Raw genomic sequence first — 24,409 nt, 5'->3', positions numbered from 1 at the left:
AATGATTTGAACTTAGTTTAGCGCTTCACCCAGGCCCGATCGCCCCTTTATCAACCCCTACAATCGCTTAAGGTCGCTTCACCGCTTCGCAAAACTCTTCAAAGAGCTGGAAGAATCTTGTTAAAGCCTCTTGCTCATCGGTTGAGTGGAATAAAATGATGCTGTCCCATGCCTGGGAAGACTGGATCTGAAAGCGCTGTTGTATCCAGTCTTGAAACCCATCGAAGCTTTTTTCCTGCTCAGTCAGAGGCAGATTTAGTTCTCGCCGCGCCAAGCTGTAGCCCAGTAGTAGCATTCTGAGACGAGTGAGAGAGGGTCGCCCTAGATACATGCCCGGTCTTGCTTTAATTCGATGCAGCAGCGGGTAGAGATACTCCGCCTGGTGCGCGGCTGGATACTGAATCGCTTCTTGCATGATGACCTCTCAAAAGGTTGTTTCGGTAACCTGGAAGGGCTGACCACTAAACGCTTTGTTGTGGAACTGAAGATTCGCTAACCAGGTTTTTCTGGGGATGCCACGAGGATGATGGTTATCAAAAACGATTTCTGTGTCTTCGATCGTAACAGCAATGCCCTCATGTCTCCCATTTTTGGCGATCGCGCTACCTGTAAGACATTCCCTGAAAACCATTAGGGTAGTAATTCCAGGTATTCCAATCCTCTCGGTTTAATCAAGCTGAAGTGTCGTCGATCGAGCGTCAGTATTTTTTGCACACGATAGCGTTCTGCTAGCGCAACCAGACTTGCATCGACTAAGCCAAGAGGAACGCCTTTGTAGCGAGTCATAACGTCTAATGCGTTTCTGATGTCATCAAGTTCCACGGTAAGGTAGTTGAAATGAGCATCTGCCAAATCTTGAATAAACGCTTGTGCCACAGCCTCACCCAAATACTTGCTGACTAAATAATCAACTTCAGGTAAGACGGTTGAAGGCACCGTAAGCGTATTTGCCCTAGCAACTTTGATCGCAGCTTGATGATAACGATCGTCGCGATCGAGCAGGGCAATAATGCCGCTGGTATCCGCTAGGACATCGATTCTTGCCACAGCAGTTCTTCATCGCGCTCTGAAAGATCGCCGCTGCCACTGGCTCCCAGCCCAATAGAAGGAGGAAGCGATGCATGGCTATTCAAAAGATAGCGATCGATCGCATCTTGAATTAGCTCAGAAGCAGGACGGTTTAGCTGCTGAGCCAGTTTCTCTAGCGCTAACGTTGCTTCCTCAGATAAGTAGACGGTCGTGGCTTTCATGTCTTATACCTTAGCAGATTAAGAATAGCCCGATCGCCCCTCGTCGCCCCTCATCTCTCTTCATCCCTCCCCATTCATCCCTTATCTTTTAGCCTTTAGTTTTTAGCCTTTAGCCTTTCTCTTACCTGCTCTCGCAACTGCAAGACGGCATCTTCTTTGAAGCCAAGCTCGATCGCCGAATCTTTAAGGCAGCAAGATAAAGCTCTCACAGTGTTGGGGACGGAGGATGCGAAAGTCTCGTTGATCTAGGGTCAAAATGGTTTGGCTACGGTAGCGTTCAGCGATCGCCATTACAGTGGCATCAACAAAATCAATCCGACTATCTGCGTACTGGTCAAGAATCGCTGCGACTCGAATCAAATCCTGTGCAATTAGAGCTGTTAAGTGAAAGCGACTGGCAGAGAGTCCTTGTAAGAAAGCGACCGTGGTTGCAGTGCTAGCATCACGCCCGACCAAGTAAGCAACTTCAGTTAAGGTCGTTTGTGGTAGCAGGATGCTTTGCTGTTGGAGATATACACTGACTGCGGCTGCATGACTTGCATCCGATCGATTAAGTAAGGCAACGACAAAGCCTGTGTCTGCTACAGCGGTAATTGTTTCCACGTCCAACCAGTGTTAGCTGTAATCTCGGACTGTAGAATCGCTTCTGACTGTGTGCCAAGCTCAGGAGTACCGGAAAAGAGACCAATCAAAGGATCAGTCTGAGCCTGAGGCAGCGATAATTCAAGCTGCTCATCAATAACAACAACAACGCGGTGCTGACCAGGCGCAAGATCGGGCGGCACTTGCAGGGTAAGTTGCCCATCTTTAGTAATCGTTGCTGTGGTTTCGATCGTTCTCATGCCATCGCCCAGAATGATTTGACTTCAGTCTAACGTCGCATCCGGTTGTGAGCATGTCCATCGTGCGCGTTCATCCGTACCTGCTTATGCAATTGATGCTTTTCCTAGCTTTGAGTTGGCAACAAAACAATGGGAATGTGTGCTTGAAAATTTTGCAGATCTTGATCGGTTGTAAAAATACTGAAACTGCGACGATGAGCCGCTGCACAGATCAGAAAGTCCGTATTTGAGCCTTGAATGCCTTTGCTCCGGCAGGTATTAAAGAACTCTGCGGCAAGTTCGTAATCTTCGATCGCGAGCGTTATATCTGGCAAAGCTCTCAGGTAGTTTCGTAAGCGAATGAACTGTTCGGAGCTACGAATGCCTGAAAGAATTTCTTGACGAATCGCGCCTAATAAGGCGACTTGATCATTGGCAATTAAGTCTTGTAGAGTTGCAACGATCGAAGAATTAGTAGGCAGGGCTTTCCGACGTAGCGCCAGTGACCAAACAGACGTATCAACAATGACGCTCATGCCTGCTGTCGTTGTTGCTTGTAATCGTAAGCTTCGTCGTAATCGATCGTTCCAAAGAGGTCTAGCACTTTGAGCCGCTTACGGCGTTGAATGTATTCGCGCAGGGCCGTTTCTACCAGGGCATCAATGGTTGCCTGGTCATCGAGTGCTAGTGCCTCCTGGAGCAGAGATTCGTTGATATTGAGCTGAGTAACCATGACTAACTCTAACAACTGCTCAGTTAACTCTATAGTAGTGCGCTTTCTCCATTCCTCTGAAATGCTTACTAGTATAAGGAGCGCCCCTCCTCCCTACACCCCATACCCTACACGCTCACTTCACCTCCCTCCTCACCTGCTCCCGCAACTGCAACACCCAATCTTTCTTGAAGTTAAGCTCGTCGATGGCTCGATTCAGGTCTGCTAGGGCTTCTGCATACCGTTTCAAGTTGAAATAGACTAAACCTCGGTTAGCATAGGCTGGAGAAAGGGTAGGACTAATTTCAATCGCGCGATTAAGGACAATGATCGCCTCATTGAGCTTATTCTGTCTTCTCAGCGTATTTCCCAAATTGTTGTAAATTTTAGCTTCTCTAGGAGCAATCTCGATCGCTTTACGGTACGTATTAACGGCATCATCCAGTTTGTTCTGCTCAAACAATACAATGCCCAAATTGTAGTAAGCCTCAGCATTTTTCGGATCGAGTGTTATCGCTTGATTAAAAGCGTTAACTGCCTCATTCAGATTATCTTGCTTGTATAACGTAATCCCCAGGTTATAATAAGCCTCAGCATTTTTAGTGTCTAGTTCAACCGCCTGTCTATAGGCATTAACGGCATCATTTAGCTTGTTCCGTTCCGACAGTACAACACCCAATATGTAGTAAACCTGAGCACTTTTCGAGTCAAATTTTGTCGCTTGTTTAAAAGCAGCAACTGCCTCATCCAGCTTGTTTTGCTTGTACAGCACAAGACCAAGATTGTAATAAGCTCCAGGATATTTTGGGTTAAGTTCAGTAGCTTTGCGGAGCATAGTAGTTGCCTCATCTAGTTTGTACTGCTTAAACAGTACAACACCTAGATTGTAGTAAGTCTCAGCATTTTGAGGCGCAAATCTTATCGCTTGCTTGAAAGCGGTAACTACCTCATCCAGCTTGTTTTGCTTATACAGTGTAAGACCCAGATTGTAATAAGCCTCAGGATATTTCGGGTCAAGTTCAATAGCTTTGTGGAGCATAGTGATTGCTTCATTCAGCTTGTCCTGTTTATACAGTGCAATACCTAAATTGTTGTAGACTTCAGCGTGGCTTAGATCAAGCTCGATCGCTTTGTGGTAAGCAGTGATTGCCTCGTCCAGTTTATTTTGCTTGTACAGAGTAAGACCCAGATTGTAATAAGCCTCAGGATATTTCGGGTCAAGTTCAATGGCTTTGTAAAGAACAGTGATTGCTGCATCAAGCTTTTTCTGATTCTTCAGCACAAGTCCTAAATTGCTATAAATAAAAGCTTCATTGGGGTTTAGCTCTATTGCTTTACGCAGAGCAGCGGTTGCTTCATCAAACTTGTTCTCACCCATCAACACAAGTCCAAGATTGTTGTGAGCGTTAGCAAGCTTGGGATCAAGCTTGATTGCTTTACGAAGGACAGTGATTGCCTCACTGCTCTTATTCCGCTGGTATAGCAAGTTACCTAAGTTGCTGTAAGCAGTAGCAAGTTTGGGGTCAAGCTTGGTTGCTTTACGGAGATTGACAATTGCTTCATCGAGCCTATTTTGATCTGATAAGGCAAGCCCAAGGCCGTTGTAAGCTCTAGCATACTTGGGGTCAAGCTTAATCGCTTGACGAAAGTCCGCCTCAGCCGCCCGATAGTCCTTCATTAAATCATGAGTCCAGCCTCGGCTAAACAAAGCAAAAGTGTTATGGGGATTTTTCTGAATAACTCGGTTGATGATGTCTAGGGCTTGAGTATAGTTATGTTGAAGGCGCTGAGATTCAGCCTCACTAAACTCCCATACATCCTGAATGTTCTTTTCCTTCTGCTGCAAATCAGCACTAGCAATGGTAAATTTTGTTTCTATACCCGCTAGCTTTAGTTGTGCATTACGCGCTTTTCCTTCTGCATCTCGTTGCGTTGCTTCTGCACGCTGCCGCAATGCTTCTGCGTTAGATAACTTTCCTTTTGCATCCGACAACTTCTCTTCTGTACCTTTCAGCTTGCCTTCTGCACTCGTTCGCTTTTCGTCCGCATCCTTACGCTGCGTTTCTGCGTCGGTTCGCCTTTGTTCTGCATTGTTTGCTCTTTGAACCGCGCTGTTCGCCCACTGCACTGCAACCGTCGCATCTTGAGTTTTGAAGAAGGCAACCACTCCAGCAACAGATGCGATCGCAACTGCAAGCGGCACCACAAACGCCGCAACCTTCACCTGTTTACCTGCCCGTTCTCCCCGTGCCAGCAGTTGATTGTAATTATCCTCAAAGGTGCGACTGGTCGTGATGTAGTCCTGTTGCAGTGCGGTTGGCGTGGGTTCTTTGCCGTTGCTGCCAGTCAACCAGGTTTCCGCATCGGCTAGATCCATCTTTCGCAGCAAAAAGCTGTCATCGCGTCCGCGTTTGTTCCATTCGATCGCCTTTACCTGTAGGCGCGTGTGCATTCGCACGTAGGGTAAGTCAGTGTCGATCGCCCGTACCAGTTGAGCAAAGGCAACGTCATCGTTCCATGCTTGAAAGGCAATCCAATTGAGGGGACGCAGTGCGGCATGAACAGTGGTTGCGTCTACCGTGCGACACACGACTGGAATCAGGCGCTTGTTGTGCTTTACCGCATGGTCAATTTCTTGCTTGCAGTATTGAGATGCCACCGAATCGGAGCTGAGGATGAAAACAAACGTATTGGCGGCTTCAATGCCAATTTCGATCGCCCGCCAAAAGTCTTCCGCTGCTTCAATCGATTGCCAATCAACCCAGGCATCCCGGTTTTCGCCCTTGAGTCGAGTTAAAAGCTGACGCGCAAACTCACTATCGCGCCGCGAGTAAGAAATGAACACATCATGATCGACGCGATCGCGGCTGGAACTGGAGATGAAAACAGCGCTGTCTGCCATACCTATTTCGTCGATCGCAAAAAATCCTGCAACCAACGTAGCATCAATCAGAACAAACCAAACTTCGGAGGTTTAACCAGACATCACGGGGGCATCAACGCAATGGTTGAAACCTCCGAAGTTTTAGTTACACGCTGCAACGGCTGATGCAAACCTCGGAGGTTTAAGCCGTCATGTTGATTGCACGTTCAGCGCTTGATTGAAACCTCCGAGGTTTTGATCCGTCAAGTGCGATCGCGTTACATTCGAGATCGATCGGCTGACATTCGAGATCGATCACTATCCAATTGAGATTGCTCCGGATGCAATCGTGATCGATCGCGTTACATTTGCAATGCTTCGATGCACTACGCGATTGTCATTGAGCAACTTCACAGTTACACCGCATCACATTCCAGGAAATAGTCAAACTGATCGAAGTCAAGGACAACCTTCAGGTGTTGTTGAAAGTAAGCAGAGTGAATGTTGGCGATAGGATAACTGTCTACCATTAAATGCTGGCGCGGTTCTTCAAACAAATCTTGTAATTCTGACAAGCTGGCATCTTTGAGGAGAAATTCATGCATCAGGCGATCGCCGTTCTTCTCGTAACCGCGCACAACTCGCTTCATATAACGACTTTGGAGCAGGAATGTAGACATCAGTAAGGAAGTCAATCAAACAAAACGCTCTAGAGATTCTATCTTCTCAGGGGGACTCAAACCGCCGAGGTTTTAGCATCAAAGAGACTCGGTTTCTGGTTAGGATAGGAGCGATCGTGCCGTTCTGCTCAGCACTATGATTCAAACCAAGCCGCGCTTTCTTAGCTTTGACGAGTATCTGTCCTACGACGATGGCACAGAGAACCTGTACGAGCTTTTTAATGGGGAGTTGATCGAAGGGCCACCAGAATCGGGACTGAATGTTGAGATTGCCAACCTCCTCTTTGCCATTTTTCTGCCGATCGTGGGGCATCGCAGGCTCCGGGGGCACGGGTTAGAGCTTGAGGTGAGAGGCGAACCGCGCAATCGTTACCCGGATCTGACTATCATTCGTGCAGAACACATTGAGCAGTTGCAGCGACGCAACACCATTCGGCTCTCGATGGCACCGCCCGACCTGGTGATTGAAATTGTTAGCCCCGGTGAGTTGCAGCGCGATCGAGATTACATTGCCAAACGGCTGCAATACCAGGATCGCGGCATTCCTGAATATTGGGTGGTCGATCCACAACGGCAAACGATTCTGCTGTTGGTGTTGCAACAGGGTGTGTATGCAGAGATGGCGACACTCAGTGGCAGCGATCGGCTCTCTTCGCATCAATTGGGAGCACTCGATCGGACGATCGCTCAGGTCTTTGCAATCGAACACCCAGATGTTTAGTTGCCCAAAACCTCGGAGGTTTCAGCAACGATATGGGTGACGATGCCTGATTCTTGGTTCAAACCTCCGAGGTTTGTATTTCTATGAGGTTGATTCTTTGTAGCCCAGATAGCGGCGCAGTTCTTCGTGTACTTGATGGTAGAGCGTTGGTGATTCGCCTTTCAGCCCCACCAGACTGTAGAGGTCTGTGGGGCTTTCTTCGCGTCCCCGCAGTAAATGTTCGCCCACAAACACCACTTCTACCTGCTCCTGCACCAGTTGATACAGCGAGTCCGTGATCAAAATATCTGTCCAGAAGTTTTTAGTTAGCCCTTCCACACGGCTGGCAACGTTGACCGTGTCGCCCATCACGGTGTATTCCAGCCGTCGTAGCGAGCCAATATTGCCCGCAATCACTTCGCCATAGCTGATGCCAATGCCGTGATACAACAACGTTTTGCCTTCCTGCTGCCACTGCGATCGCAGCGTTGCCAACGCCTGACGCATCCCCAATGCCGCGCGAATGGCATTCATCGCATCCACCTGTTCACCATAGGAAACGGGCGAGCCAAATTCTGCCATTACCGCATCGCCAATGAATTTGTCGATCGTGCCACTGGCAGCGGCTACCGCTTCCACCATTGCATTGAGGTAAATATTGAGCAACGCAACCAACTGTTCGGGAGGCAGCTTGTACGACAGTGTGGTAAACCCGCGAATATCGCAAAACAACACGGCAGCTTTGAGCTTGCGCCCCTGAAGCAACGCCTGGAAGTCTTCGGGCTGGTTCAGAATTTCTTCCACCACAGGCATTGCCACATACCGTTCCAATGTGCGACGCAGACGCAGCTTTTCAAGTTGATCGCTCACGGCTCCGGTGCCGAGAAAGGACAGTCCGCTCAGGCCGATCGCCAGCATGGGCGTGGCAACTGGGAGAATCCAGCCACCATAGACAAAGCTGCCATAGCCGATGATTGACCAGATGACCGCAATGACGATCGCCAGAAAGAAGCGTTGCGTGGCGCGTCTGGCGAGTTGGCTAATAGCAAGCCCAATGCCCGCAATGCTAAGCAACAGGTAGAAGCCTCGCCAGCGTGGAGCGGGAACGACCTCTGCCAATGTCCGATTTTCCAGCAGCGTGGCGATCGCGTTGGCGTGAATTTCCACCCCCGAAACATCCCCAAACGGCGTAGAGTGAATATCTTGCAAAAAGGCAGCCGTCGGGCCGATCAGCACGATTTTGTCCTTAAACACCTGCTGCTGCTTGAGCAAGGCCCAGTTTTGGGGATACAGCACATGCCAGAACGAAACCGTTGTGAACGTGTTTTGTCCACCGTAGAAGAAGATATAGTCTCCTTTGGGCTGCGCAACAGGCAGTTTAGACGCTTGCAAACTGGCTTCGTCAAACGAAATTAGATTGGGTTGTGATCGGCGTAAGTCGGCGTCAATGCGATCGAGATAGGCGCTGGCAAACCGTCGAAATCGACCATCTGGTTCAGTGAGATAGTTGATAAACCCAATGGATTTTGGCTCGACTTGAAACATCGGATCGGGATAAACCAACTGATCTAACCCGCCGCCATTGCTTTGAGACGAGGCATGAAGAGCTGCCAGCGTCACCCGTCCCGCGTACTTCTGCAAGGTTTGCTGAAGCCGTCGATCGTCATCGGGTCGCTCACTTGGCAAATCCCACAGCACATCAACCGCAACGGCTTTTGCACCTGCTGCCATCAACTTGTCGATCGCCTCTGCGTAGGCTGTGCGTCGCCAAGGCCATGATTGAATCGTTGCCAGCGACTTCAACTCTTTAGAATCTCGCCCTCGCGTGAGCGAATCATCATCGATCGCCAAAATCACCACCTGCTGGGACGGTGCAACGGGGCCTCGCAGTCGAAAAAAGAGTGCTTGCGTTTGCAACTCTAACTGCCACAACGGTTGAAAATTCACCGCAGTCGCGATCGCGCTAGTGACCGCTAACAGGCTAATGAAGACGGGCGCGATCGCCTCTGGTCTGACCTGCCATCGATGTTTAGTTTGGGTCATGCACCCCTCCCTCTATCCTTCAGGTGCTAAAAGGGCAACCGAATCGGCAGACCTGGAATTGAAACGCTCGGTAGCCGAATCGGAAAGGGAACACCTGGAAACAACTGCTGAAAGCTCGACTGAATCTTTGACATTCCAGGCAACGACAGCGTAAAGCCATTAAACAAGCCACCTCTCAGCAAATTAGTAAATTCACTTTGAGTCAGCTTTTCGACCAATCCCAAAGTGCCAGTCGGACTCACGCTAACCTTCTCACCCGCTTGCAGCACCACCTGATTTGCATCAGTCGGTACGGGCGTGGCGATCGGCTCAACGGGTGCCTCAACTGAATCGGGCGATGGACTGGGTTCGGGTTCGGGTGCAGATGATGGCAGCGAGGGGATGATTGAAGGCAGTGAGAACTGCTTGCTGCCAGGAGATGGCTCTGCATCCTCCTCTGCAACCCGTTGACGAGTCACCGTCACTTCCCCTTCCAGCACTTTAATGCCTGTTTCTCCCGCGTCGGTTGCTTCCAGAACATAGGTTGTGCCACGTACACCCGCCACAACAGACGATGTGCAGCCATTCATTGCCCCGTTGACCAGGAGGGTTCCTTGTCGCAGACGGGCACATTGTCCGACCGTTAACACTGAGTTATGAGCTAACCGCCCGATCGCACCTGTATTAAAGGTCAACTGTGCCCGTGCCTCGCCTGTACGCACGCGTTGACCTTTACTTGCTGCGTCGTTAACCTTCGCTTGCCGATTTTGGATAAACACTTGAGATCCGTCCAGCACTTGAGTAATTTTGGCTTGATTGATCGTCGGTGTTTGCGCCATGAGGGGCGATCGTGTCGCCAGCACAACGCACAGCGCACAAACAAAGAGCAGCAGGATGCGATTCAACCTCCCGCTAGTGGGAAGCCATTGAGAAATCGTCAACATAGAAGTGACTCCAGAGCACTACCAGTAGCATTGTGTGAACGTAGGTAGACTCCCCTGATGATCGAAGATGCGCGTAGCTAGTAATCCCATATTGGGCGTGAGAATCGTCTTGAAGTTAGCTGTCGGCGTTACGTTGGTGTTACCGTGAACGGTCGCTTGATACTTGTGGTCAACGCTTGAATGGATCGGCTTCTGCCTCTTTCTACTCAGGGAGGCAACGCTATTCCAGAGAGTTTTAAGTGAATTTACAGCGGCTTTGATCGTGGCCTTGAAGCGTGGCACCCCTCGCTCGCTTAGACAACCCTGACTGCGGCTTTCACGATAGACATGTTTGGCGCTGAAAAGTGCCTGCGATCGAGTGCATCTAAAAAAGCCCCAAATTGACCGTCATACTCACGCCTAAAATGAGACCACTAAAGTCGATCAAGGGATCAGACGAATTGCCAAAGCTATAACCTACAAAGACGTTAAATTGTGTATTCCGAAACGCGGTGTAAGTCAGACGAGCCGCCAGTTGATGGTACTGGTCATCCCGTCTAATCGCTGTGAAGTTTGCCAGCGCAAACTGGTAGTCGAGTCCCACCTGAAGGTTGGGCTGGAGGTCATAGCTGAAGGATGCGATGAATGAGTTCAGAAGCCGCGATCGTATATCAGGATCAGCAAAACTTAGCCGGAACTGATAAAACGTATTCAGCGCTAACCGCTTGTTTAGCTGATCGCGACGGCTTAGCTCCAAGCGAAGTGCGTGGTCATTCAAAAAACGAGTGCCTACAGGCAGCCCTGGAATCTTGCTCCCTGCAATGAACAGTTGTTGATTGCTCCAGCCAAGCTCACCAAACATGGTTGGCGAAAGCCGCTGAAAAATGCCTGCTCTAAACCTCAGTTCGTTGTAGTCAATTTGAGACTGCGTGTTGTAGCGAATCAAATTGCCATCGATCGAGCCAACAAAGTAAGTGTTGCGCCCGATCGCAGGCGCTGTAAACAGCGTCAACCCCGGTCTGACCAACCCATCATCAACCGGGTCAACCGCTGAAAATACGTTACTGCTGCGAAAGTAGTCAAGGTGCACCAGAAGATAGACAGCAGGCTGACGAGGCGGTGGTGGTGGCGGCAATGATTGCAAGGGCAAACACCCCAATTCTGGATCGGGTTGAATTCCTGACGCGCAGGGCGTTTGCTGGGGGTCTGTCGCACCTTGCCCGATCGCGTCGCCTGTGGGTGCAGAGGGAGAGCTTTTGGGCACTTGCAACCGGATGATGCCCAGTTCGGGATCGCCGTCACCCGGCTGAAGCGGTTTGCTATCAGGCGGGCTAGGAGCAGGGGCAGCGTTCTGTGCAACCGTATCGGCGATCGCTAAATCTTTAAACGGATTTGACGTAGCCGCGTCAGCCTGAGTGGGGCTGATCGTCCTGGTAGAGTCGATTGTCGCTTGCAGTGGTTGGAGGGGTAAGAGGGCAGCCGCACGATGACGTTGTCGCTGGGTTGTCGCTAGCGGCTTTGGGGAACGGGGTACCGGAGGCACAGTGGTAGTAGCAGGGGGGGGCGCGATCGCTTGAGAGGCAACATTAGCACTAGGGAGTGCCAGGGTCTTGGGCACAGACCAGACGAGGCTACTAAAACATAAGCTGCTCCAAATCATCATCATCTGCCAGATGTTTAACCGGAGGGGTAGATACAGCCCAAAGGGGGTCAATGAGTGACGAGTCTGCAAATCAGGAACCGTGGAACTACTGAGATGGAGGGACTGCGAACGACAGAGATTGCGCCAGGGAACACAACCGCTTTGATGGCTTTCAGGGATATTCTTCTAGCCTATGCCATTAGGCAACTCAAACAAATGTAATGCCATCGCTCAAATTAGGGATTGTTCGCGTTTTGAGTGACATTTAGATTTGTTGAAAGTAAGCTTATGAGTATGAGGCTTCATATCTGCTTTAATTAAAGCTGCGCTTTACACTTAAGAGGAAATACGTAATTCATCCAAATCCTGAAAATCTTACTTCGATCCAATTCCTAAGGCTGACGCATTGAGCGCTAGCGCTCTAGGGCTAGTTAGCATCGAGCAGTAACTTACACTACCTGTCCAAAGACTGTGAAGTGCAAGTGAGGGAATGTGGTTCAGTGCGTTTTTCAGGCAGCGCAGCCAGGGTGCGATCGCTGAGTGATCTTGAACGCTTGGAGCCAATATGTCTCGCAAATTCTTCCTGATCGTCACGTTGAGTCTGTTTAGTGCTGGAACCTTACTGTTACCCCAGCAAGCCAGTGCCGAAACCCCACTGACCAGAGCTACTGTTCAGGCACTTCGCAATCAAGTCCAGCTCATTTTCAAAAATCGGGTGACTCGTGCTGCTCGAAATGCCGATACGATGACGCCTGGAGATGCTTTGGCAACGGCTCGCCGATCCTTCGCCGAGCTACGCTTCAACGACAGCTCTCTAGCCCGTATTGGTGAGCGGGCACTGTTTCAGTTTGTCCCCAACACCCGCAACTTCTACCTGGGCAACGGCACAGCCCTGTTGCTCATTCCACCTGGTCAGGGACGTACAAATGTGCGCACCCCTAACGCCGCCGCAGGTATCCGTGGTTCAGCCCTGTTTGTTCGCTATAACGAAGACACCAACACCACGATCGTGGGAGCGTTGACCAACAGCCGCATTGAGGTCTCTAATGGAGACAATCCTCAAGCCCGGACCCTCAAAGCAGGGCAAATGGCGGTCATCATTCAAAATCAGGTCATTCAGATCTACAACTTTGATCTGAACACGTTCTACCAAACCAGCGAACTGGTCAAAGATCTGGATTTACCCTTCAGTAAAGCTACGCCAAACGCCGATCCGGGCATTGCTGCGGTACAGGCAGAAACCTCTCAAGCGGTTAAAGAACAGACACCTATCACGGGTCAGGTTGCTGAAAACCCAGCCTTTGTTGGCCTCACGCCTGCTCCTGGAACGCAAATCACTGTTACACCTAACCCTTTAGGCACGGCAGCACCCATTTCTTCTGGCTTTGATCGGGAAACGGCCAGACAGACCATTAATTCATCACAGACATCATCGTCGGGTACGCGTCCAGGCACGACCAATGTACCAGTGCTGTCTAATCCTTCAGGTACCGGCACTCCACCTTCCGTAACCATTCCGACTGTCGTTTCTCCCCCTGGGCCATCGGCGGCACCACCAACGACTCCAAGCGCTACAGCGCCGATTCAAACGGCTGTTCCACCGCTGCCAACAACACCTGCCGCGCCAAGTCCAGGTGTTTCAACATCGGTGCAGCCGACTCCGGCTACGTCAATCCCAGTCACACCTGCACCAGTGACACCCGCGCCAACAACAACTCCAGGCACTACAGCGCCCGTTCAGCCATCGATTCCAGTGACACCGACGCCATCACCCGCTCCAGCGCCAACAACACCAACGACACCTGAGACAACGCTACCTGCATCCACAACGCCTGTGCTGCCGTCCGTTCCAGCAACGCCTGCAACACCAGCAACGCCTGCGACGCCTGCAACACCTGCAAGTAGTGCTGCCCCACGTCCAGAACCCGTGTCAGCGCAAGTCACCACAAGCGTGACGACGGGTACAGTCGGAGTCCAAACGACGATCGCCACCCCAGCAACGGTTACTTCTCCCTAATCACGACAGGCTGTGAGAAGCTTTTAGGCCGCGACGATTTGTTGCATCGTCCACCACCAGAGGTTGCGATCGTTTTTCTTCTGCCAGTACCAGTATTCACAACCCCATAGCATCACGGTGCTGTAGCCCAAATCGGTTAGCGAATTGACCAGATTGCTGGTGCGCTTTGGCGTGCAGCTAGGGTACTCTGCCTTTGCCATTGCCACTAGTTGATTGGGTTCCCAGGGTTCTGCTTGGGCTTCAGCAATCCAGTCTTCTTTGTTGCTGTTGATCAAGCTGGTTTGCCATTCCTTGAGTTTTTGCCAATAGGATGGTTGGGGTTGTAGATAAAAGGTTGAATTTCCCGCAGGCACTTTTGTGTAAACATTAATGCCAATGCTATCTGCCATTTGCAGGCTTTCCTGAAACGCGCGATCGTCCTCTGCCAGATCGGCCGCAGGCAAGCTAATGGCTGTCGTCATTAAAAGCTTCTGGTGAGGTCGTGCCAGCGATCGGACAAGCTCAGCTTCTCGGCGCACGTACCCATAGCTCAGGTAGCGTCCAGCGGTAATATCCAAACGGGTAAACGGCTCGTTTTCGATCTGCCAGTATGTAAGGTTTGGAGCCTCACGGGTGTGGTTGACCACTGCCTGAGTGAACTGCAACGCCCGATCGGCAATTTCAGGATTCAAATCTACCGCTGCTCGGTTCGTAGTATCCAGGCGGGCACGAAGCCAATCAGGGAAGTGAAATTCGGGCCAGCGGGGTGCTTTCATGCCTACCGTCAGCACTACCTCAATCCCGTGTCGATGACTTTCTTCCAGAAGCCAGTCCAGGGTGGTGAAATCAAACTGCTTTTCGGCTGGCTCAATTTCGTGCCAGTAGCTACAGAGGCGAAGGCGGTTAAACCCCAGAGAGCAAATTTGGCGGAAGGCTTCCTGGTAATCCAACCCCATATAGTGGCATTGAAGCTGGCTAAACGTGGTACCCAGGTTGGATGGTCGCCTTAGCCCTAGCGACTGTAAAGGGATCATAGGGCGAGTCATTGCCTGTACGCGATCGGCACTCCATACCATTCCAAACGCCATGCCTGACATTGCCAGGTGCGTAAACTGCCTACGTGTCAATAAACCAGTTTTTTGTGACTTCTTCATGTCGCCGCATCGCTCTAAGTTCACCTAGAGTGCCCGACGACTTCAAAAGCACGACACACTCCAGGCTTGTCTAGCCTTGACCAAGCCCCGCTCAAAATTCAGCTTTTATGACTTAGCGCTGGTAACGCCAGACGTTACGAATTCCAATGGTGCGCTTCCCCTACTATTTGGCGGAGCTGACCCCTGCTGCGGTAGAAGCAAGCACTGGCGTTTTGCGGACTGGTAGCGGACGCTTTTGCTTGATGCCACGGGGTGTAACCACCCATTTATTCACCCCATGCAGGTGATCGTAGAGTCCAACGACCGCAATCATGTTCTTCAGGATGGTGTACAAGAAGATGATGACCGCGTGTTGCAGAAAATAGAACACCGGATAACGCACGGCTGCTACCTTCATCGTGACCAGCGTTTGATAAACACCGCTTGAAAACGTAATCACTGTACTGAACCAGAGAAAGGGATTGTCGGAGGGTGGCAGATCTCCCTGGTAAAGGAACAGACTTAAGATTAGCGGCAAGATTTGGAGTGCGATCAGCGAATAGAGTACGCAGAAGTAGAGCAGATATGTCCAGTAAACCTTTTGCCACAGGCTAAAGTGGTTGGACTTCCAGACTCGACGCTGATACTTAAAGCTAACCTCAAGCCACCCTTGCGCCCATCGTTTGCGCTGAAACCAAAAGGAATTGAAGTCTGCTGGTGCTAGCTCGGTCGTAATGATACTGCGATCGTGGAGGATGCGGTAGCCGCTTAACAGAGTCCTCATAGAAGCATCAATATCTTCAGTTAGCATCGCTGGGTTAAAGCGGATCTGCTGTAGCACCTCTGTGCGCCAGTAGCCATTTGAGCCGCCAAAAATGGTGGAATCGGTCAGAAACGACTTTGCCGCATGGCTAACGCCGTACAGCGTTTCAAACTCGATCGCCACATTCAGCGTTAGCAAGCTGTGCCCGTGATTGCGAATAATGTTGCGCCCCTGCACCACATCGTAGTCATGCTCTAGCCAACGCCAAGCCCGCACAAAACAGTCTGGTGCTGGATGATGGTCTGCATCCAGAATGCAAGTGATCTCACCCGTCACAACATGCAGAGCGGCATTCAAATTCTCGGCTTTAGAGTGGCTGCCTTCCACCCGCAGCAACCGTAGCTCTGGGTGAATGAGAGTCAGCCGCCGCAAATCGTCTTCTATGGGCAGATCGATAGGCGTGTTGTAGGCCAGGATGACTTCCAGCCCTTCAGACGATCGCTGCACTCTATGGAGAATGTGTTTCAGCGTGTCTAGAATAATGTCCTTCTCGTTGGGTAGATAGGCCGCCACCAAAAATGAGCAGCGCGGTAGAGGATTCGTTGCTGGAGGACGCTGGCTACCACTGACCCCTAGGGCAGATTTCGTCGATTGCTTGAACTGAGCCAGATGACCGATATCAGTGCGCTTGCGCTTCACCGCAAAGCGTCGAAAGAGGGCATTAGTGGCTTCTAAAAAAATAACAAGGGAACTTAACAGAAAAAAGGTGGCGATCGCCAGATGAATGTTGATTAAGGGCATGCCGCCGACGCGCAGACAGTAGTAGAAAATTGTTGGAACCCCAATCAGCAAAACATGGGTATAAATCAGCTTCGGTATGTCGCCCGTCCAATTCCTCACTTTAGCCATCCTCCAATCATTAGGGTCAGGGGTATCAACATTTGGTCAGCAGTCAGTCATGCTTAGAAAAAGGCAGAGTGATTACTAACTTCCCCAGGTTGAGATAACTTTACGGCAGGTTCTAGATCATCTTCATTCACCCAGAGCGATCGGTGTCCATCGCTGATTTGACACAAAAAGAACTCCCGTTCGTCTAACAGTTTTTCAACTTTCAGCACCGTCCAACCCACTCTACTTTGGTACACAACCGCTTCACCCATGCGCGGACTCCAGCTCCGCCGCTGTCGCACGGTGGCTGGCATTAACACGTAGTCCAGATCGCGTAAAAGTGCCCCCACTAAGCGCTGCAAGAATGGGCTTGCATAATCTGCCAGCACCGCCAGAATAAGCGTCCCTACCACCATGACCGGAAGCAGCCAGTAATAGAGTGCGAGATCATCTTGCACCACTAGCCTGATCGTGCGATCGACTACAAAATTGTGAATCAAGAAAAAGCTGTAGCTATGGGCACCTAACCAAACCAATACCGATGCGAGTGGGCGCAGTTGGGCAAGGGCACGCAACAGCACCATACAGCAAAGCGTCAACCCCACGGGTAAGAGCAAATCGACAAACACCCAGCCTGCCCGATAAAACTGGCAAACAAACCCAAGCGCATAGAGTGGAATCCCCAACGCCAAGGCTCGCTGAGCGTTCCAGAAAATTGGCCCTTTCCCTTGCGCGTAAAGCTGGGCAACCACCATACCCAACACGAACGTACTCAGCTTGGAAAGGAAAATCAAAAAGGGATGCCAGTCGGTGGGGGTATCCAAAATCACATAGGTCGGATGACCGTCAAATTTATAAATTGCCAGGGCACGGTACCCTACAGTGAGCAAGGTACTGATGAGCAATAAGTTTGCACTGCCCCAGCGCTGTAAGAGATGCCATAGAAAGGGAAAAATCAGCGCAAAGCTAAGAATGAGTGGCACAAACCACCACGGTCCGCTAGTCGCCAGGAGTAGCTCACCGCTGTAGTCAAACAGCAGTGGAAAGGTCACTCCCGCAAAGATGTGCCACAGGCTTGGGATGTAGCTGTGAGTTGCCACACCGATCGCCCAGAGTGCCGGATAGGAAAGCCATGCCACTGTCCAATAGGGCCATAGAATCCGCAGCACTCGGCGCTTCAGGAAATTACCCACCGCGATCGGCTTGCCCCGTAGCGACAGCACCAGGCTAAAGCCACTGATGAGAACAAATACATCCACAAACTGAAAGCCAAACCAGGCTGGAATGCCCAAAAGGCGCAGAAACATGCCTGGGTCAATCCCTCCGTCTACCGGAGTGACCAGTTGTCTCAAATTATTCGCCAGTCCGGTTGGCTGGGGCGTATAAGCATAGCCTGTAAACAACAGTTGAGCATGATAGAGCAAGAGTAAAACTGCCGCTAAAATGCGAATGCCCTCCAACCAGGCTAAACGTGGCGATCGGGCCATTTTTAGGTCAACCATGAATATTTAAAATCTCTTCTATTAACAAAAATGGAAACAGGAACATCTAGCAGCATCCCTTGTAAGAAGGGTTAATAACTCACCTATCACAGGTGCTTATAATTTAGAGTCTTATCATCCTCAATTGCGAAATCATCGAAATAGCCGTAATGCCAGCGACACGCTGCTTGATCCCATCACGTCTGATAGTTGCCACTTACCCGTGAAGACATGCAAAAAATGACAATCTATGCCCAAATCCGCACTTAGTGCTTAGTTGTACAGCTGCGTTTGTAAAGTAGCGTGAACAAAAAGGCTCTCTTTGTTGATACGGGAATATCTGTTTTAACCACATCCTCCTGGGGAGATACATATTTCTTTATAGTTCATCTCTAGCACGATCACGTTTGTTTCGGTTGATTTTCCAAGGTGAGCTAATAAGGTCTGCTGCCATAGATGAGATTTTTTTATAAAACGTTTCCTTTGTCATGAAAAATCTATAGAACGAGCTGCTGTTTAGAGGTAACGATCATGAAGCCACGTCAGAATCGCTCACAGTTAGCCTCGGTTTTAAGCCAGCAAAACCTCGCTAAGCCATAGTGATCCTGGCTTGACGGTGTATGTGGAGTCGTGATGCCAACCCTCTCTACGAACTCAAGTTACAATCAGTATGTCCACTGAGTTAGCCGATTATTTTTGGCATCGGTTGGGCTGTTCTGGATGAGGGCTATTGGTTGTACCTTGCACTTAATAGTGGCTTGGCTCTTGCATCCTGACTCATCGCTTAGCCTCTGGCGCTAATTTAGTGCTAGTTGATACGACGATCGGTCGTGACGCACATCGATGCATCTAGCTTTCAGGCATTCGCTCTCTTTTCTTGTTCTTGCTAGTCTTTTCTTGTTCCGGTTAGATTCTTGTCATGGCATCACCGTTTTTTGTAGTCAAGGTTCGTTCCCTGTTGAGCAACTAATATGTCTCAGCATTTGGATTCAGACGCAGAGTTCTTCTTGCAGCAAGGGTTGCAACTTAGCCGTGCTGGAGCTTTTGAAGACGCGCTACTCAGTTTTGATCGCGTTTTGCAGTTTCATCCAGACTGGCACCACGTTTGGCATACGCGTGGCGTGACGCTGTCTGAGTTGGGTCACTACGAGGAGGCAGTAGCTAGCTTTAATCAGGCGATCGACCTGGAACCCAACTACCCTGAAGCGCTAAATAGTCGCGGCATTGCACTTTATAACCTGCATAGCTACGAAGAGGCCATTGCCAGCTATGACAAGGCAATCAAGCTAAGACCCAACTTTCATCAAGCTTGGCACAACCGTGGCAACGCCCTTGACAAGTCGGGGTGCTACGAAGAAGCACTGAAAAGCTACGATAAAACCCTGGAGTTTGAGCTAGATTACTCCAAATCCTGGTACAACCGGGGCATTATTTTATACAAGCTGGGGCGCTATCAAGCGGCGATCGAGAGTTATGACCACGCCATTAAATACAGGCCGCACTACTCCCATGCGTGGTACAACCGTGCCAACACGCTGAACCAGATTGGATGCCACCGGGAAGCCCTCAGTAGCTACGATCGTGTGCTAACCATCAAGCCAGAGTGGTACGGAGCCTGGTATAACCGGGGCAATGTGCTGCATAAGTTGCATCGGCACGAAGAGGCCATTTACAGCTACAACAAAGCGTTAGCCATTAATGCCACTCTTTACGAAGCCTGGTATAACCGGGGTAATGCATTTGACGCCCTTGGACAATACGAAGAGGCGATCGCGAGTTACCGCAAGGCACTCGACCTCAAGCCAAACCTGCGTGAAGCCTGGTACAACTGGGGTAGCGCGCTGTACAAGTCTGGCTCGTATCGTGAGGCGGTCGCCCGGTATGATCATGCCCTGAAGCTCAACCCAGGGTTTGCTAAAGCCTGGTTTAGTCGTGGGTCTGCCTTTCGCAAGCTCGGTCTTTATGCAGAGGCGATCGCCAGCTACGATAAGGCAGTTCAATTTCAGCCAGAGATGCCTGAAGCCTGGTACTGCCGAGGCATTGCGCTGGGTCATTTGGGACAAAATGAAGCTGCGATCGAAAGCTACGATCGCGCCATTGGCATCAATCCTGACTTTCATCCTGCCTGGTACAGCCGTGGCTCGGCGCTAGGGCATCTAGGTGATTATGCCTCTGCCGTCGCCAGTTATGATAAAGCCCTGGAAATTAAGCCAAACTTTCCCGACGCACAAAGCCGTCGCGCTTTAGCGCTCGATCGCAATCAATCGCTGCAAGCTTTTCCCCGTGAAGATGACAGCGAAGGTCGCATTGCAGCTGAGCGTTTAGACGAGACAGCTTCCTTTACGGATCGCGTACAAGACCCCGAAACATCTTTGCGGTCATTTCCACACTTAACCTAGTGTGCTGTAGTCAGCGCAGACTGGGTGTCTTGCGTTAACCGATTGCATCAGTTTGATTCAATTACCTGCAAATCACTAAATTGTGTAACGCGTGAAGCCAAAACTGTTCTCGTCAGAACCGTTTGGTAAAACGGATGAAATGTTTTTGGTCGGACAAAAAAATAGATTTCATTGTAGGCTTGCAGCGTTCGATCGAACTGCTCCACAATCTGCTGGGCTTCCTGCTCCGTCACGGTAGCAGGATGTTTCTCGTACCATTCGTGCATAACTTCAGGTAGCCACACCCCATACCGATCAGAAAGAATCGCCCACGCGACACCTTTAGTCTGGCAACGTTGCATAAACGCTTGCAGCTCAGGATTGGTGTAAAGCTTGTCGGGGCTAGTAGCGATGTGGGCGCCCTTCAAGGCGTTGTCCTTTTCGGCTGAACAATGGGTCAAATAGATCTTCATCTCAAATACAGCTTCGCCTCGATGGGTGAGTAGATGAATGGGTGAGCAGGCACACGATCGCGGGGGATGGCTAAGGAGAAATTTTTGCTTGCTTCATTGAGGATAGGCGTAAATTTACGGAAAATAGACGACTGTGAGAGAATTTTGCTTGTTTTTGGCAACTCTAGGAATAGGAGTTCTTGGGGCTTAGGGTAGGTTATGGAGAGTGATCTGAACTCTGCTGCCTGGTACAGTCACGGCAATATCTTATATGGATTAGGGCATTATGAAGGCGCGATCGCTGGCTATGACAGAGTTTTAGCTGCACAGTCCGACCTCTACGAGGTGTGGAACAACCGTGGTTACGCACTCGAAAATCTAGGCCGCTTTCAGGAAGCCCTTGCCAGCTTTGACCAAACGTTGCGCATTCATCCCGAATTTGCTCTAGCGTGGCATGGCAAAGGCATCGTGCTTGCTAAATTGGGTCGTTACGAGGAAGCGCTAGTCTGTCTTCAAAAAACGCTGCGGCTGACCCCCAACGACTTGAAAGCGCGCTACAACCAGGGTAAAGCATTGGCGCATCTGCATCGTGATGAGGAAGCACTGGTTTGTTTCGATCGCGTCATTGAAATGAATCCCAGTGACTACAAAGCCTGGTACAGCCGTAGCAAAGTGCTTGCCAGCCTCGAAAAACTTGACCTGGCGCTTGAGGGTCTCGATCGAACACTAGCCATTAACCCACTTTGCTATTACGCCTGGAACTACCGGGGTACTATATTAACTCGGCAGGGCGATTATGAGGGCGCGATCGCTAGCTTCGATAAATCTCTGCAAAACAAGCCAAACAACCCCGATGCCTGGTATAGCAAAGCCCGGTGTTATGCCCTTCAGGGGGAACCTCAACTGGCACTCAGTTATCTGCAACGGGCGATTAAGCTTAATCCTCCCCTTTATCGTGCGCTAGCACGAGGCGATGCTCATTTTCAGACGCTACTGCAAACACCACAGCTCCAAGCATTGCTACAGCGGTAAAGTGATTTGCGTTTGCGCGATTTTCCCGGTTGAGCGCTTGATCGTTACTATGGCTCGATCGTCGCTTCTTCCGGTTCTGGTAGGGGTAATTTGGGAATGATGACACCAGCAATACGCTCGTCTGGCTCAAGCTGGAGTGTGCGATCGCCCAACTCATCTCGGCCTTTGAGAGGTGTTTCACCACTGGTCATCCGTGCCATGCGGTTGTTGCTGGTTAATACAGTGACCACGGTATCGGGGGGGGCCGCCACCATACCTGCAAGAGCATCGGTTTTACGCGTAAATTTAAATGATTGGGTGCCGAGGTCGCCTGTGGTGGAAAGGCGGAGAGTGTCGATCGACAATCGTTTGGCATCGCCCTGTTCAGAGAGCAAGAGGAGATCGTCACCTTGGTAAATGAGCGTGTAGCCAACCAATTTTTCTTGTTTCCGCAAGCGAATTGCCAAATTACCCTGTGCCACTCGGCTCAGTGCTGGCAGTTGCTCATCGTTAATGACTAACCGCAGCAAGCGTCCGCCTGCCGTTGCTAGTACAAGCTGATCGCCCACTTCCGTGAGGCTGACAAAGGCAAGCTGATCCTCTGGTTTCAACTTCAGCACGGTTAAACCACGCCCAGTCAATTCGCCTAATTCTGCTAGCGGTAGCCGTTTGATGCGTCCTTGCTGAGTGACTACTAGAAGATCGGCCTCGTCTCGATCGTCTGGCAGCACAAAGCAACCCACAACCGAACCCGGATCATTTTGAGCGGAGGGCGGCAGTAGGGTAATCAGCGGTGCGCCCCGCGACTTACCGGTAGACTGGGGCACCTCTCTTACATCCAGTGGATAAGCTTTTCCGCTGCGGGTAAACACCACTAAAGTTTGTGCTGTCGTGGCGAACTCTGTTTGAACCATAAAGTCATCACCATCTTCTAGCACCTGAGTTACCCTGTCGATCGCTTTACTCTGGTTCCGTTGAAAGGCTTTGGGTGTGAGTCGGCGAATGTAACCACGTTGGGTGAGTTCAATCACCGTTTCTTCTACCTCAGATTCGTGAGTAGAGTTTTCAACGGTTAGTGATTGGCTGTTGGATGTGAGCAGGGGTTGGTCAAGCGTAAGCTGCTCACCGATTTCTAACTGCTGGCTGCTGACCGCTGACCGCTGACCGCTAGTGGCAATAATCTTCGTCCGTCGTGGATCGGCAAACTTTTTCTTCAGTGCCCGGAGATCTTTTTTCAGCACTTTGAGCAATTCGCGCCGATCGCCTAACAAACGCTGGAGTTCCTGCATTTGCGCGGTTAGCTCATCAAACTCAGTTTGAAGGCTCTGCCGTTCTGTGGTGATCAGGCGGCGCAACGGCATTGAGAGGATCGCATCGGCCTGACGATCGCTCAAATCTAACCGCTCCTGAAACTGCAACTTGGCAGTGCTGCCGTCCGGAGCGTGACGCAGAATATCAATGACTAAATCGAGATTGGACAAGGCCAACAAGAGACCTTCGACAATATGAAGACGAGTTTCGGCTTGATTCAGCTCATGACGATAGCGGCGAGTGAGGGTGTCTTCTCGAAAGGACAAAAACTGCTGGAGCAGTTCCCGTAGGGGCATTTGGCGAGGTTGCCCATCCGTAAGAGCCAGCATGATGGTACCAAAGTTCGACTGGAGAGCCGTTTGGCGATACAAGCTGTTGAGAATCTTCTGGGGATTGATATCTCGACGGAGTTCGATGACCACTCGAATACCATCGCGATCGCTCTCATCGCGCAGATCAGCAATGCCTTCTAACCGTCCCTGATTGACGAGTTCTGCCATTTTTTCAATCCAGGCTGCTTTGTTGACCTGGTAGGGCAGTTCTGTCACCACTAACGCGGTGCGTCGATGCCGACCACGACCAATTTGCAGTTCCTCGACCTGCGCCACACCTCGAACCGGAATGCTGCCTTTACCCGTAGCGTAAGCTTCCTGGATGCCTTCCGTGCCCATGATTTCGCCACCCGTGGGAAAGTCTGGCCCTGGAATAAGTTCAAAGAGCTTGGCATCTGGCAGGTTGGGATTGTCAATCAGTGCGACCAGACCATCCACAATTTCGCCCAGGTTGTGCGGTGGAATGTTGGTTGCCATGCCGACCGCAATGCCCGAACTGCCGTTGAGCAGCAAGATGGGCAGTTGTGCGGGTAGTACGGTTGGCTCTTGTTGAGAATTGTCAAAGTTACCAACAAAATTAACGGTTGCTTCGCCAATCTCCGTCAGCAGTGTTTCGTTACCCAACGGTGCTAGTCGAGTTTCGGTGTACCGCATGGCGGCTGGGGGATCGTTGTCCACCGAACCGAAATTGCCATGTCCCCCCAACAGTGGGTAGCGACTGGAAAAATCCTGTACTAGCCGCACCAGCGCATCATAAACGGCCTGATCGCCGTGGGGATGGTATTTACCCAGCACATCCCCCACCACGCGGGCACATTTACGATAGGGGCGATCGGGGGTCAACCCCAACTCGTGCATCGCGTATAAAATACGGCGATGTACTGGTTTCAGCCCGTCACGCACATCTGGTAGGGCACGTCCTACGATGACGCTCATGGCATATTCCAGATAGGACTGCTGCATCTCTGTGTGTAGAGCAGTAGTAATTACAGCCATGAGCGTTGTTCCTTACACATTGATTGTATAAAAGCTGATTTCATCAAAGGTTTGT

Annotated in this window: 22 protein-coding genes; 4 read left to right on the top strand and 18 right to left on the bottom strand. The window is 50.6% G+C overall.

Annotated features, from left to right (window positions below; all coding sequences use genetic code 11):
• Window positions 1–67: 67 nt before the first annotated feature.
• The 10 genes from AC5JLP_RS08345 to AC5JLP_RS08300 all read right to left on the bottom strand — a co-directional run bounded on the left by AC5JLP_RS08345 (window position 68) and on the right by AC5JLP_RS08300 (window position 6,326).
• Window positions 68–415 carry a hypothetical protein gene (locus AC5JLP_RS08345; RefSeq protein ID WP_496067467.1) on the bottom strand — a complete coding sequence of 116 codons (348 nt, stop codon included), beginning with the start codon at window positions 413–415 and terminating at the stop codon, window positions 68–70.
• Window positions 416–424: 9 nt separating this feature from the next.
• Entirely contained in the window at window positions 425–631 is a 207-nt protein-coding gene (locus tag AC5JLP_RS08340) for a papain fold toxin domain-containing protein (RefSeq protein ID WP_496067466.1), read from the bottom strand.
• Window positions 631–1,047: a type II toxin-antitoxin system VapC family toxin gene (locus AC5JLP_RS08335; RefSeq protein ID WP_496067465.1), complete on the bottom strand. Its 417-nt coding sequence runs from the start codon at window positions 1,045–1,047 to the stop codon at window positions 631–633. The genes AC5JLP_RS08340 and AC5JLP_RS08335 overlap by 1 nt, the downstream gene beginning before the upstream one ends.
• Entirely contained in the window at window positions 1,026–1,250 is a 225-nt protein-coding gene (locus tag AC5JLP_RS08330) for a ribbon-helix-helix domain-containing protein (protein WP_496067464.1), read from the bottom strand. Before AC5JLP_RS08330 ends, AC5JLP_RS08335 begins: the two co-directional genes overlap by 22 nt.
• A 183-nt stretch (window positions 1,251–1,433) precedes the next feature.
• Window positions 1,434–1,853 carry a type II toxin-antitoxin system VapC family toxin gene (locus AC5JLP_RS08325; protein ID WP_496067463.1) on the bottom strand — a complete coding sequence of 140 codons (420 nt, stop codon included), beginning with the start codon at window positions 1,851–1,853 and terminating at the stop codon, window positions 1,434–1,436.
• Complete coding sequence (locus AC5JLP_RS08320; protein ID WP_496067462.1) at window positions 1,832–2,092, bottom strand: hypothetical protein; 261 nt, start codon at window positions 2,090–2,092, stop codon at window positions 1,832–1,834. The genes AC5JLP_RS08325 and AC5JLP_RS08320 overlap by 22 nt, the downstream gene beginning before the upstream one ends.
• A gap of 104 nt (window positions 2,093–2,196) precedes the next feature.
• Window positions 2,197–2,607 (bottom strand): type II toxin-antitoxin system VapC family toxin, encoded by a 411-nt coding sequence (vapC, locus tag AC5JLP_RS08315; protein WP_496067461.1) that lies wholly within the window; start codon window positions 2,605–2,607, stop codon window positions 2,197–2,199.
• Window positions 2,604–2,804, bottom strand: coding sequence for a type II toxin-antitoxin system VapB family antitoxin (locus AC5JLP_RS08310; protein WP_496067460.1), 201 nt, complete (start codon window positions 2,802–2,804; stop codon window positions 2,604–2,606). The genes vapC and AC5JLP_RS08310 overlap by 4 nt, the downstream gene beginning before the upstream one ends.
• A gap of 115 nt (window positions 2,805–2,919) precedes the next feature.
• On the bottom strand, window positions 2,920–5,721 hold the full coding sequence (locus tag AC5JLP_RS08305) for a toll/interleukin-1 receptor domain-containing protein (RefSeq protein WP_496067459.1): 2,802 nt from the start codon (window positions 5,719–5,721) through the stop codon (window positions 2,920–2,922).
• A 341-nt stretch (window positions 5,722–6,062) separates the two neighbouring features.
• A complete protein-coding gene (locus tag AC5JLP_RS08300; protein WP_496067458.1) occupies window positions 6,063–6,326 on the bottom strand; it encodes a DUF7683 domain-containing protein in 264 nt (87 codons plus the stop codon).
• A gap of 136 nt (window positions 6,327–6,462) precedes the next feature.
• On the opposite strand from AC5JLP_RS08300, the gene AC5JLP_RS08295 reads away from it, so the two are divergent.
• Window positions 6,463–7,047 (top strand): Uma2 family endonuclease, encoded by a 585-nt coding sequence (locus AC5JLP_RS08295; protein ID WP_496067457.1) that lies wholly within the window; start codon window positions 6,463–6,465, stop codon window positions 7,045–7,047.
• A gap of 81 nt (window positions 7,048–7,128) precedes the next feature.
• Here AC5JLP_RS08295 and AC5JLP_RS08290 read toward each other — a convergent pair whose 3' ends face one another.
• The 3 genes from AC5JLP_RS08290 to AC5JLP_RS08280 all read right to left on the bottom strand — a co-directional run bounded on the left by AC5JLP_RS08290 (window position 7,129) and on the right by AC5JLP_RS08280 (window position 11,703).
• Window positions 7,129–9,069 (bottom strand): CHASE2 domain-containing protein, encoded by a 1,941-nt coding sequence (locus AC5JLP_RS08290; RefSeq protein ID WP_496067456.1) that lies wholly within the window; start codon window positions 9,067–9,069, stop codon window positions 7,129–7,131.
• A gap of 26 nt (window positions 9,070–9,095) precedes the next feature.
• Window positions 9,096–9,992 carry a FecR family protein gene (locus tag AC5JLP_RS08285; RefSeq protein ID WP_496067455.1) on the bottom strand — a complete coding sequence of 299 codons (897 nt, stop codon included), beginning with the start codon at window positions 9,990–9,992 and terminating at the stop codon, window positions 9,096–9,098.
• Window positions 9,993–10,356: 364 nt separating this feature from the next.
• Window positions 10,357–11,703: an outer membrane beta-barrel protein gene (locus AC5JLP_RS08280; RefSeq protein ID WP_496067454.1), complete on the bottom strand. Its 1,347-nt coding sequence runs from the start codon at window positions 11,701–11,703 to the stop codon at window positions 10,357–10,359.
• Window positions 11,704–12,178: 475 nt separating this feature from the next.
• On the opposite strand from AC5JLP_RS08280, the gene AC5JLP_RS08275 reads away from it, so the two are divergent.
• On the top strand, window positions 12,179–13,630 hold the full coding sequence (locus AC5JLP_RS08275; protein WP_496067453.1) for a FecR domain-containing protein: 1,452 nt from the start codon (window positions 12,179–12,181) through the stop codon (window positions 13,628–13,630).
• Between the two features lie 23 nt (window positions 13,631–13,653).
• Here the strand turns inward: AC5JLP_RS08275 and AC5JLP_RS08270 are convergent, their stop codons facing one another.
• The 3 genes from AC5JLP_RS08270 to AC5JLP_RS08260 all read right to left on the bottom strand — a co-directional run bounded on the left by AC5JLP_RS08270 (window position 13,654) and on the right by AC5JLP_RS08260 (window position 17,895).
• Window positions 13,654–14,763, bottom strand: coding sequence for a beta-galactosidase (locus AC5JLP_RS08270; protein ID WP_496067452.1), 1,110 nt, complete (start codon window positions 14,761–14,763; stop codon window positions 13,654–13,656).
• Window positions 14,764–14,926: 163 nt separating this feature from the next.
• Window positions 14,927–16,414 (bottom strand): glycosyltransferase family 2 protein, encoded by a 1,488-nt coding sequence (locus AC5JLP_RS08265; protein ID WP_496067451.1) that lies wholly within the window; start codon window positions 16,412–16,414, stop codon window positions 14,927–14,929.
• A 53-nt stretch (window positions 16,415–16,467) separates the two neighbouring features.
• A complete protein-coding gene (locus AC5JLP_RS08260) occupies window positions 16,468–17,895 on the bottom strand; it encodes an acyltransferase family protein (RefSeq protein WP_496067450.1) in 1,428 nt (475 codons plus the stop codon).
• 950 nt (window positions 17,896–18,845) lie between these two features.
• On the opposite strand from AC5JLP_RS08260, the gene AC5JLP_RS08255 reads away from it, so the two are divergent.
• On the top strand, window positions 18,846–20,273 hold the full coding sequence (locus AC5JLP_RS08255; RefSeq protein WP_496067449.1) for a tetratricopeptide repeat protein: 1,428 nt from the start codon (window positions 18,846–18,848) through the stop codon (window positions 20,271–20,273).
• Between the two features lie 47 nt (window positions 20,274–20,320).
• Here AC5JLP_RS08255 and AC5JLP_RS08250 read toward each other — a convergent pair whose 3' ends face one another.
• Complete coding sequence (locus AC5JLP_RS08250) at window positions 20,321–20,680, bottom strand: hypothetical protein (protein ID WP_496067448.1); 360 nt, start codon at window positions 20,678–20,680, stop codon at window positions 20,321–20,323.
• Window positions 20,681–20,923: 243 nt separating this feature from the next.
• Between AC5JLP_RS08250 and AC5JLP_RS08245 the strand changes: the two genes are divergently transcribed.
• The gene (locus AC5JLP_RS08245) at window positions 20,924–21,736 is read left to right on the top strand and encodes a tetratricopeptide repeat protein (RefSeq protein ID WP_496067447.1); all 813 of its coding nucleotides are present in this window, start codon (window positions 20,924–20,926) and stop codon (window positions 21,734–21,736) included.
• 47 nt (window positions 21,737–21,783) lie between these two features.
• On the opposite strand, the gene AC5JLP_RS08240 is transcribed toward AC5JLP_RS08245, so the two are convergent.
• Window positions 21,784–24,354 carry a DNA gyrase/topoisomerase IV subunit A gene (locus tag AC5JLP_RS08240; RefSeq protein ID WP_496067446.1) on the bottom strand — a complete coding sequence of 857 codons (2,571 nt, stop codon included), beginning with the start codon at window positions 24,352–24,354 and terminating at the stop codon, window positions 21,784–21,786.
• Window positions 24,355–24,409 lie beyond the last annotated feature (55 nt).

The sequence above is a fragment of the Stenomitos rutilans genome, assembly GCF_059505485.1.
This window is presented reverse-complemented; position numbering and strand designations above follow the sequence as displayed.

Coding starts and splice junctions, on each gene's coding strand:
- AC5JLP_RS08345 (WP_496067467.1), bottom strand. CDS start 415: ATGCAAGAAGCGATTCAGTATCCAGCCGCGCACCAGGCGGAGTATCTC.
- AC5JLP_RS08340 (WP_496067466.1), bottom strand. CDS start 631: ATGGTTTTCAGGGAATGTCTTACAGGTAGCGCGATCGCCAAAAATGGG.
- AC5JLP_RS08330 (WP_496067464.1), bottom strand. CDS start 1,250: ATGAAAGCCACGACCGTCTACTTATCTGAGGAAGCAACGTTAGCGCTA.
- AC5JLP_RS08320 (WP_496067462.1), bottom strand. CDS start 2,092: ATGAGAACGATCGAAACCACAGCAACGATTACTAAAGATGGGCAACTT.
- vapC (WP_496067461.1), bottom strand. CDS start 2,607: ATGAGCGTCATTGTTGATACGTCTGTTTGGTCACTGGCGCTACGTCGG.
- AC5JLP_RS08310 (WP_496067460.1), bottom strand. CDS start 2,804: ATGGTTACTCAGCTCAATATCAACGAATCTCTGCTCCAGGAGGCACTA.
- AC5JLP_RS08300 (WP_496067458.1), bottom strand. CDS start 6,326: ATGTCTACATTCCTGCTCCAAAGTCGTTATATGAAGCGAGTTGTGCGC.
- AC5JLP_RS08295 (WP_496067457.1), top strand. CDS start 6,463: ATGATTCAAACCAAGCCGCGCTTTCTTAGCTTTGACGAGTATCTGTCC.
- AC5JLP_RS08290 (WP_496067456.1), bottom strand. CDS start 9,069: ATGACCCAAACTAAACATCGATGGCAGGTCAGACCAGAGGCGATCGCG.
- AC5JLP_RS08285 (WP_496067455.1), bottom strand. CDS start 9,992: ATGTTGACGATTTCTCAATGGCTTCCCACTAGCGGGAGGTTGAATCGC.
- AC5JLP_RS08275 (WP_496067453.1), top strand. CDS start 12,179: ATGTCTCGCAAATTCTTCCTGATCGTCACGTTGAGTCTGTTTAGTGCT.
- AC5JLP_RS08270 (WP_496067452.1), bottom strand. CDS start 14,763: ATGAAGAAGTCACAAAAAACTGGTTTATTGACACGTAGGCAGTTTACG.
- AC5JLP_RS08265 (WP_496067451.1), bottom strand. CDS start 16,414: ATGGCTAAAGTGAGGAATTGGACGGGCGACATACCGAAGCTGATTTAT.
- AC5JLP_RS08260 (WP_496067450.1), bottom strand. CDS start 17,895: ATGGTTGACCTAAAAATGGCCCGATCGCCACGTTTAGCCTGGTTGGAG.
- AC5JLP_RS08255 (WP_496067449.1), top strand. CDS start 18,846: ATGTCTCAGCATTTGGATTCAGACGCAGAGTTCTTCTTGCAGCAAGGG.
- AC5JLP_RS08245 (WP_496067447.1), top strand. CDS start 20,924: ATGGAGAGTGATCTGAACTCTGCTGCCTGGTACAGTCACGGCAATATC.
- AC5JLP_RS08240 (WP_496067446.1), bottom strand. CDS start 24,354: ATGGCTGTAATTACTACTGCTCTACACACAGAGATGCAGCAGTCCTAT.